Genomic DNA, 7,983 nt, shown 5'->3' with positions numbered 1-7,983 from the left:
AACTCATAAATCCTGGCGTTTACCCACGCCAGCACATTAACCCCCAATAGTTTTGAAGCATTCACCCCATAACTGTCGAGTCAAGCGGTTGGCTTGCAGTCTTAACAAGTCATATAGTTGGCTTGCAGTCTTAACAAGTCATATAAAGGCTGTTTCGCATTTTTTTGAAACTCAGTTAGAATAAGCTCTTTGGGTAATGCTTTGTTTGCCTTAAGCTGGTTATAGCTTTAGAATAAGCAGGTTTTTTGCCCTTAGTGATGACTCGTGGGGAAGAAATATGAATGGCTTTCTTCGACCAAGGTTGAACATTTTTCTTCCCATGACATCGATCAACTATTATTCCTTCTGAGACAAATCCTCACTGTTTGCTTCAATGTACGATAAATCTAGGATTAAATACATTTGTTATGTTGTACGAATTTTTATCAGCAGAACGTGATGAAATTCTTGCTTTATGTTCAGAGAAAATCCTGCGCCTTGCTGGTTCAAGAAGTTCAAGCGACGAAATGGAAAGAGGACTACCTGTATTCTACGATGAACTCATTGAGGTGTTACGCACCGACACAGGCAATTTTGGAGAAGTAGGTAACAATGCCATAGGAGATGTTCACAGAGCCTCCGCAGAGCGTCGTGGTAAGGAATCGTTAAAACTTGGCTATAGCATTTCCCAGGTGGTTCATGGCTACGGCGCTCTTTGTCAAGCTATTACTCAGTACGTGGAGGAAAATAGCGGTCAAGCTGCATCCGCTAGAGAATTCAATCGACTAAATTTCTGCCTTGATGTCGCTATTGCTGAAGCAGTTACAGAGTTTAATCGAGGTCAACGAGAGAATGCAGAGCTTGATGAGGTTCAGCGTCTTGGCTTTGTAGCACATGAGTTGCGAAATGCACTGACTAGCGCTTCTTTAGCTTACGAACTCATCAAGAGAGGGAAAGTCGGAACCGATGGGAGTACAGCGAGAATTCTTGAAAATGCTCATCAGCGCATGAAGGAGATTATTGATCGTTCCCTTGTTGAAGTGCGCCTGCGAAACGAACCGACCGTTCACTATCAGAGATGTCGAGTTATTCAACTAATTAGTGAAGTTGAGGCTACTGCATCATTAGACGCAGGTGCGAAATTAATTGAGGTGCGCGCCAGTGCAGCGCCTGAATTGGAGGTTTTAGTAGATCGTCACCTAATAATATCTGCCTTGTCGAATCTGGTTCAAAATGCGATTAAGTTCACAAAACCAGGTGGGATTGTATGGATACGCAGCAAGGCTGTAGAGGAGCGTGTTTCGCTTGAAGTAGAGGATCAATGTGGAGGACTCCCTTCTGGTAAGGCGGAAGAACTCTTTGAGCCTTTTGCTCAGGAAGGAACAGACAAATCAGGATTGGGGCTTGGATTGACGATCTCACGGCGTGCTGTCTCGCTAAACAAAGGTGTACTCTCTGTCCGCGACCTCCCGTGCCAAGGATGTGTATTTTCAATTGATTTGCCCTTAGCTTCTACATCTTCAGAAAAAGGGTAGAAAGTTTCATAAGCAATCGGACAGAAAATGTCCGTTCCTCAATCAAAACTAAAGCTGTAGTCAAAAGTAATAAGCAATTCCTCAAAGCTCAGTGGGGGGATCTTCTCAGGTTTCTAATTGCTTCTATAAACAGGGTAATTAATTGGAGCAAGCCTCTGTACCACCTATTATCGATGAATACCGCTCCACCATCAGATGGCTCAATCCATAGTAGCGCAGGTATTTGCCAATTCTGGAATAGGATAATCGAATTATGTGCGCTGATTTGAACTGCCTCAGATGGCGGAAGTAGCTCGTTTCGTTGCCCGTTGCCGTCGATGATGTTTGCAACAGTTGAGGAGGCGAAGCTCTGCGAGCTTGTGGCGCTATCGCAATACTGCTGATATTTTGTGTGATCGCTCAATTCCCCCAGTACTCTCCAGGAAGATCCTTTTTTTTAACAGTAACCCTGCCAACTTTCTTACCTGAGATTCTCAATAATTCATCACCTGAAAATTCAAAACCAAGCTTGAGTGCTATTTGTGCAACTTCATCTGCTGTTGATGAAGCAAGCACCTCATTTTTAAGTGCAGTTTCAGACTGCATTTTCCTCAAAAATGCTTCGAGTTGATCTAAAGCCATATTTGAAACTCCTATTCTCGCTCTTTGGTGTTGCGAACTTGTTGATAAGACTTATAATAGACCATTTTAAATGCTCAAAAACTGAATATTCATGACTGCTAAATCTTAACCTCTATATTCCCAACTGCATACTGTTCCTTCAAATACACGATTGCCCTACTCAACCCACAATAATTCAACTTCAAACGAATCCCAACCAACTCAGCCGTAACCATCTGATTCGGTTCAATAGGAATCTTGACATCTCTTTGTGCGAAGTTCTGCGAGCTTGTGGCTCTATCGCAACCCTAATCTCAATAGCTGGAGCGGTGTAGGGGCGCGTAATTGCTCTGCTTTTTGAGCTTTTTGCTTTTGGTGGATGCTTTCGAGCTATTACTTTTTGAGGCTGCTTTTTCGCTGAAATTAGCAGATGGGGAGCATTAGCTTTTGGGGTGACTTCTGTTGTCTGCGGCAGCAGGGGGAGCGCTCGCAGAATTTTCTCAGGAGTGTCAACCGTTGTGGTAGAAAATGGTTGCCCTGAAGACATTATCTGAAACGTTAGGGGAATAACTACCGCAGGCAGAAACCAAAAGAGATTTCGCATTTTAAAACCTTGGAGAATCTACTAACATTGCGGCATACTCGGTATCAAGCATATCAATATGCTGAATATATTTATCACCATTGTCAAGTGGTAGTAAATCGTTGTTTGGCATCATCGCTAAGTCCTCAACGTAAACCCGTATGTAGTCAACTGGTAGCCTAATTGCGTTAGCGTAACCTGTAGCTACTTCCTCATTCTCCATCATCAAGCAGACTACTAGCGTTCCTTGAGGATAATTGTGACCAAGCCCAGCAACAGTATACGGCAGTTTTATGGCAACAGCATAACCAGCTATGCTTGCTTCTTCACTTGGATAAAGAACAATTAGTTGAGGCGGAAACCATGTACTACCCCTACGGTAAATGTAGGGCAAATCTCGCCCTTTTGAAAAACCCAAGCCTTTTTTTGTAACGACAAATTGGTTTAGTTCACAGCGCGTATAGTCCATGTTCCGAAAACCGTGAACGGTGCAGTAGTATACTTCACCGGGTTTGCAATCTTCCTCAGCTTCTAAAAATATGTCCAGATTCTCAGACTTGGTTATTTCTTCTATTTTCTGAGCGGCTATCGTTTGTTGTTCAACCGCGAAGTATGACAAAAACACTTGAAAGGCTTGGTGCAGATTCATAATTTATAGTTTTTGTAAAAAGGTTACTTGAAAAAGAGGGATATCAACTTAGCAACATCCCCGGAGAAAAAGTTATTTAGCAAGCAATTAATTCTTGGATCACTACTTCAACGATCTCTGCTTTTGCTTGCTGTAATTTGCTCTTTATTTGACTAATTTAAAATGCAAGCTTCTGGTCACGCCCATTTACTTTCTGAGCTATCCCCAATACCTTAGCTATCTTCCTAGCTTGTCGCAACTTTAGCTTATCTAAGTCTACCCCTCTCAACAAATCCTCAAGTTCGGGATTAAAAACATTGATAGTTTTAGCTGGAGGTAGCAAACGTAAATGCTTTTGTTCTCCTTGAGCTAAATTAGTTAAGGGTACTATTTCTCCTTTGTCTTGTACTGGCAGTAACCAAGGGTCGGGCAGTTGACCTAATTCTTGTTGTTTTACCGCCAGAGGTAATTTGCTGATTGGTTTTTGGGTGGAAGTCGAGGGTGAGTTTGAAGTGCTGGAAACTTGTTTGTAGGCGGTAACTAATCTTGTGCCAAAATCCATTGATGCGATGATTATGAAGCCTAATGCAATTGCGTTAAACAAAAACGTCAGTAATTCTTGTGTAGACATAGTAGAAATCCTTTTTGTGTATTCGGCGTGTAGAGAGTGCCGAGGGGAGCATCTCACTTTTGCAATAAGTATTAATGCTTAAAGTAGTTAAGGGAGTAAGCATTCAATTACATCCAAAACAAAAATGTATGATGGAGTAAAAACAGACAGAACACGTGGAATATGACTCCAAAAAAAGCCGAAGCATTAGAGGCTCATCTACAAGCTATTGCTGCTATTCTCTATGAGGAGACCCCAGCAGAGAATTTAATTACCCTAGAAGAAATAGAGAAAACAGTACGCCAAAAAATACTCAAGCACGTCAGCCCAGAAATTGGAATTTTTTTATCCAAGCAGTCACAGGGACAACCGTAGGCAGAATAAGAAAAGTAAAAAGCAGCATTGGTATCTTGAAACTTACGGAGAACCAGGCGAAAAAGTTAGAGGTGAAACCAAACACGCAACTAAGCCCACATCTGGAAAAATGCTGTTTGCTATTGAGTGCAAATGTATCCTATGAGAATACCGCACAAGATTTGGAAAGCCTTACAGGTCTGAGAATATCCCACAGTACACAGCAAAGACTTGTACAGCGACACCAGTTTCCCGAAGTCAGGGTTAACCAAGAGATAGAAGAGTTGACCGTTGATGGGGGAAAAGTTAGGCTCCGCAGTAAAGTAGGTCAAGGGTGTGAGTGGCGAGACTATAAAGCGGTAAACCTTGATGGACAGGCAGTTGCAGCTTATTTTCAAGATAATCAAGCTTTGCTCACTTGGGTAAATCAGCAACAACTGTCAGAAATTTGCACTTGCATCGGGGATGGACATGATGGCCAATGCGAATCTCATTGCTGGCATTGCTACCAAGGAAAGCCGCCTTGAAATCTTAGACTGGTATCATCTAGTAGAAAACCTTTATAAGGTTGGCGGCGCTCAGGTTCGTTTGGCAAGGGTAGAAGCTTTTTTGTGGCGGGGAAATGTGGCCGCCGCTATTGCCGAATTGAACGAGTGGTCACACCCTCAAGTAGACAATTTTATTGCTTATCTTTATAAGCATCACTCTCGTATCCCTGATTACTGGTATTTTCAGACCGAGCAGATTAGTTCGATTGGTTCTGGTGCCATTGAGTCCACAGTGAAACAGATTGGTAGGCGTGTGAAAATCTCCGGCGCACAGTGGAAAAAACAAAATGTGTCCCAAGTTCTCAAACATCGCACTGCTTATCTTAATGGAATGCTATAGCGATCCTGAATCAGTTATGAAAAAAGAGGATTTAAAGATATGCTTGAACATAACCGTTACTAAAGTGCTGTAACTTGGAAATAAAAGCTCTAAGCGATTTCATTCACAACAACCCCGATCCTAGAGAATTAAAACGGGCGTTGGCAGTTCATGTGGTGCTACAGAAGTAATCCTACCTTGAGATTAGAGATGTGTTATGAGTATCAGTTGGCTTCATTAGTAAGTATAAACAACTGTTTAAACAGCAAGGCACTGCCGGACTTACCCTAAAGTATCAAGGCTCTACGGGTTATCTTGATACGAGCGCACACAAGGCTGTAATTAAGTGGCTCAAGCAGAAGAATTACTGGAATTTAGCGGAACTTAAGCAGCACGCCAATACATTTTTCTATCGGTTAACGTTGAATTAATTTGATAATTGTACAACTAGAGAAACTTTGCCCCAAACTAGAATTATGCAGGAGCAATTTGATAATAGTGATGACCACCCAAGGCAGCAGACACCACAGATGTATCTAAATCTAAAGTGTGGGAGCGACGAATTGCGATCTTCTTTATTGTTGCAGCCTTACTAGGAATGGTGGTTTGCGCTGGTTTGCTTATTCAGGCATACATTACTCACCAGTCAGCATTTGAACTATTAGGATATGGCTCTTCCAAGCCAGGGTTTGAGCTCTTGGCATATAGCTCTGAAGCGTTGCTTATCTTGGGCTTTCTCACTCAGATTATTGCCATTAATATTTCTACAGTCGTTGATACAGAACACAAGCGACTCGACTATTTTTCAACCTGGATTGCCGCTCTTTTAATATTGTTGTCATTTGGGCTATTTTTTATCAGTCATCAGCCGGAGCAGGGATGGTGGAGAGATTTCTCTGCTGTGAATTCTGTAACGGCTTGTACCACTTTGAACTTTTCCCTACTTGTTGGTGCAGAGCGAAAACGCCTTCGTGACATCTTGAAAATTATTACCTTTTTCCTATTGCTTGGGGCATGTGTGCTACAAATTTTTTTAAGCGGCGCTTGACTAGGATGCTATTGCTGCCAGTGGATTACCGCTTGCCGTTGGCCTGTATTCAAATAGCCCTTGCTCCCAAGGGAGCTACGGTTGCAACCCAATTACCCCGTCTGCATCAAACACTAACCACGAATCTATCCCAGTAATAAAATTCTACTGATCCAAATGTGAATTGTGGCAAGGGAAATAAAAGCATTGAAATAAGCAGAAATTCTCTCCCATCGAACAACAAGCCTGCGATATTTTCTTTGAAACCATGCGCTCGCAGCGTTCTTGTTGGAAACGTGGGACTGATATTTTAATTGGTCTACCCCGATTTTTCCTTGTCTTCCAACTGCGTTTTGGTAACTGTGGTCTAATCCCACGTTTACGCACCACGCCGCTCGCAAATCCTTGGAATCGTAACCTTTATCCGCCGCTAGTACTTTGACTCGTTTGCTATTTCTACCGGGTTGATTATTATTGACTTTAATGCGGTCAATTAACGGCATCACTTGTTCTCGTTCACTACCATTGGCTGCGGTGGTGCTATTGGCGCTTAGGCATACCGTTACCCTCTGTCAAGGTATGAATTAAAATTCCTTTACCCTTATAACCATACGCTACATCCTCAAGAGCCGCCTTTCCCAGGGGGATACTGGCCCGTCTATCGCGCCATAGCTCCAGTTAATTAATCCTTGCGCTTGAGGCGATGCCTAATATCCGTGCTTGTAATCGTTCTAACGTTCCATCTATTTGCCTTTAGCGCAGAGCCACCTATGCGCTGAACTTTTTGATGCCCAGATTTCTCCTCTAGGAACGTCACACCAACGGCAGCCCGTAATCAATACATACATTAAGGTGTTCAGTACATGACGAAAAGGCGCCTGGGGCATTCCCCGTTCCCGTTTTTCTCCTTTTTCAGTCATCACATCCTCAAACAACTTCCATCGATGCGATCACTCAATCCCTCAAATCTTCCCGCCATATTCCGCGTAACTTAATCGATTTGAAAATTAGATTATCACATTTTTAACCTTAGTGGGATAGGTTCGTGGTTAACTCCGAAAGCTTTTTATTTCGCTTTAGGCGTTGCAGGCAAGTATTGAGCATTGTTGGAATGCGATCCCGTTCCTCTTCAATCTCCGGGTTCCGGTAAGCAATCTGGTTAATAAGGCATTCTGCCAGATCGAGCGGGTGCAGATCTTTTCGATGAATGGATGTAGATAACGCTTGGCTCTGGATCTCTTGAAAGTTAATCTCTTCTGACTCCAAAACAATAATGACGGCCTTAAGGGTTATCCACTGAATAAGCGAGGCTGCTCTCCACCGACGCTCACCATCAAAAATCAAGTACCCTTCCTTCCAGGGAAATAAGATGACGGGGGTATGCTGTCCCTCTTGCTTCAGCAATTCCGCAAATGCCTCAAGTTCAGATTGCGGAAATGTCTGCCGGGGTTGGAAAATGTTGCGTTCCATTCGCGCAATTTCAATTTCTTGAACCCCACCTTGCGCTGACAGTTGCTGTGTTAATTCCTGAACTTTTGCTTCTAGTTCTAATTTTTCCTGGGCAGCAAGTTCCTGACTTTTGAGACGAACAATCTCAGATTCTAGTTCTTCTACTCGACTCGACAAGTGATGAACTTTTTGAGTCTGTCCAGCTTCAGCAAAAATCTGGCTGGCTCCAATCGGCTTAGGTCTTGATATTACTTCCCTTTTAATATGCTGATGATAAGCTAATAGACTTCTAAAGAGTATAAAATTAAAGTCTGAAATCTTCAAAGTACAAGGACAATGCCTGCGAAAGGA

At 42.7% G+C, this 7,983-nt stretch carries 11 protein-coding genes and 1 pseudogene; 4 read left to right on the top strand and 8 right to left on the bottom strand.

The genetic code is table 11. The annotated features are described in order from the left end of the window. The first annotated feature begins 506 nt into the window (after nucleotides 1-506). Nucleotides 507-1,514: a sensor histidine kinase KdpD gene (locus C7B70_RS24485; RefSeq protein WP_158260585.1), complete on the top strand. Its 1,008-nt coding sequence runs from the start codon at nucleotides 507-509 to the stop codon at nucleotides 1,512-1,514. Nucleotides 1,515-1,602: 88 nt separating this feature from the next. Here C7B70_RS24485 and C7B70_RS24480 read toward each other — a convergent pair whose 3' ends face one another. From C7B70_RS24480 to C7B70_RS24465, 5 genes are all read right to left on the bottom strand, one after another. Further along, nucleotides 1,603-1,917 (bottom strand): hypothetical protein, encoded by a 315-nt coding sequence (locus C7B70_RS24480; RefSeq protein WP_106371514.1) that lies wholly within the window; start codon nucleotides 1,915-1,917, stop codon nucleotides 1,603-1,605. Continuing rightward, nucleotides 1,914-2,135: a Nif11-like leader peptide family natural product precursor gene (locus tag C7B70_RS24475; protein ID WP_106371513.1), complete on the bottom strand. Its 222-nt coding sequence runs from the start codon at nucleotides 2,133-2,135 to the stop codon at nucleotides 1,914-1,916. Before C7B70_RS24475 ends, C7B70_RS24480 begins: the two co-directional genes overlap by 4 nt. A 181-nt stretch (nucleotides 2,136-2,316) precedes the next feature. Then, a complete protein-coding gene (locus C7B70_RS26665) occupies nucleotides 2,317-2,718 on the bottom strand; it encodes a hypothetical protein (RefSeq protein ID WP_158260584.1) in 402 nt (133 codons plus the stop codon). A gap of 1 nt (nucleotide 2,719) precedes the next feature. Continuing rightward, nucleotides 2,720-3,346 carry a hypothetical protein gene (locus C7B70_RS24470; protein ID WP_106371512.1) on the bottom strand — a complete coding sequence of 209 codons (627 nt, stop codon included), beginning with the start codon at nucleotides 3,344-3,346 and terminating at the stop codon, nucleotides 2,720-2,722. A 157-nt stretch (nucleotides 3,347-3,503) separates the two neighbouring features. After that, the gene (locus C7B70_RS24465; RefSeq protein ID WP_106371511.1) at nucleotides 3,504-3,956 is read right to left on the bottom strand and encodes a hypothetical protein; all 453 of its coding nucleotides are present in this window, start codon (nucleotides 3,954-3,956) and stop codon (nucleotides 3,504-3,506) included. Between the two features lie 162 nt (nucleotides 3,957-4,118). On the opposite strand from C7B70_RS24465, the pseudogene C7B70_RS24460 reads away from it, so the two are divergent. The 3 genes and pseudogenes from C7B70_RS24460 (at nucleotide 4,119) to C7B70_RS24455 (ending at nucleotide 6,204) form a co-directional block, all read left to right on the top strand. After that, nucleotides 4,119-5,177, top strand: a pseudogene (locus C7B70_RS24460) (ISKra4 family transposase). Between the two features lie 437 nt (nucleotides 5,178-5,614). After that, nucleotides 5,615-5,752: a hypothetical protein gene (locus C7B70_RS26660; RefSeq protein ID WP_158260583.1), complete on the top strand. Its 138-nt coding sequence runs from the start codon at nucleotides 5,615-5,617 to the stop codon at nucleotides 5,750-5,752. 2 nt (nucleotides 5,753-5,754) lie between these two features. After that, nucleotides 5,755-6,204: a hypothetical protein gene (locus tag C7B70_RS24455; protein WP_146134163.1), complete on the top strand. Its 450-nt coding sequence runs from the start codon at nucleotides 5,755-5,757 to the stop codon at nucleotides 6,202-6,204. Between the two features lie 125 nt (nucleotides 6,205-6,329). Here C7B70_RS24455 and C7B70_RS27380 read toward each other — a convergent pair whose 3' ends face one another. From C7B70_RS27380 to C7B70_RS24440, 3 genes are all read right to left on the bottom strand, one after another. Next, nucleotides 6,330-6,686: a hypothetical protein gene (locus C7B70_RS27380; protein ID WP_199192536.1), complete on the bottom strand. Its 357-nt coding sequence runs from the start codon at nucleotides 6,684-6,686 to the stop codon at nucleotides 6,330-6,332. A 240-nt stretch (nucleotides 6,687-6,926) separates the two neighbouring features. Further along, nucleotides 6,927-7,118 (bottom strand): transposase, encoded by a 192-nt coding sequence (locus C7B70_RS27375; RefSeq protein WP_255409382.1) that lies wholly within the window; start codon nucleotides 7,116-7,118, stop codon nucleotides 6,927-6,929. A gap of 94 nt (nucleotides 7,119-7,212) precedes the next feature. Then, the coding region (locus C7B70_RS24440) for a ParB/RepB/Spo0J family partition protein (RefSeq protein WP_233221129.1) at nucleotides 7,213-7,983 on the bottom strand (771 nt) is incomplete at its 5' end.

Source organism: Chlorogloea sp. CCALA 695 (assembly GCF_003003885.1).
GTDB lineage: Bacteria > Cyanobacteriota > Cyanobacteriia > Cyanobacteriales > Chroococcidiopsidaceae > Aliterella.
The sequence above is the reverse complement of the archived record's forward strand: the minus strand, read 5'-3'. Positions and strand labels throughout refer to the sequence as shown.

Bases quoted from the DNA above. Each gene is read 5' to 3' on its own strand.
- C7B70_RS26665 (WP_158260584.1), bottom strand. From the start codon at position 2,718: ATGCGAAATCTCTTTTGGTTTCTGCCTGCGGTAGTTATTCCCCTAACG.
- C7B70_RS24485 (WP_158260585.1), top strand. From the start codon at position 507: ATGGAAAGAGGACTACCTGTATTCTACGATGAACTCATTGAGGTGTTA.
- C7B70_RS24475 (WP_106371513.1), bottom strand. From the start codon at position 2,135: ATGGCTTTAGATCAACTCGAAGCATTTTTGAGGAAAATGCAGTCTGAA.
- C7B70_RS27380 (WP_199192536.1), bottom strand. From the start codon at position 6,686: ATGCCGTTAATTGACCGCATTAAAGTCAATAATAATCAACCCGGTAGA.
- C7B70_RS24455 (WP_146134163.1), top strand. From the start codon at position 5,755: ATGGTGGTTTGCGCTGGTTTGCTTATTCAGGCATACATTACTCACCAG.
- C7B70_RS24465 (WP_106371511.1), bottom strand. From the start codon at position 3,956: ATGTCTACACAAGAATTACTGACGTTTTTGTTTAACGCAATTGCATTA.
- C7B70_RS24470 (WP_106371512.1), bottom strand. From the start codon at position 3,346: ATGAATCTGCACCAAGCCTTTCAAGTGTTTTTGTCATACTTCGCGGTT.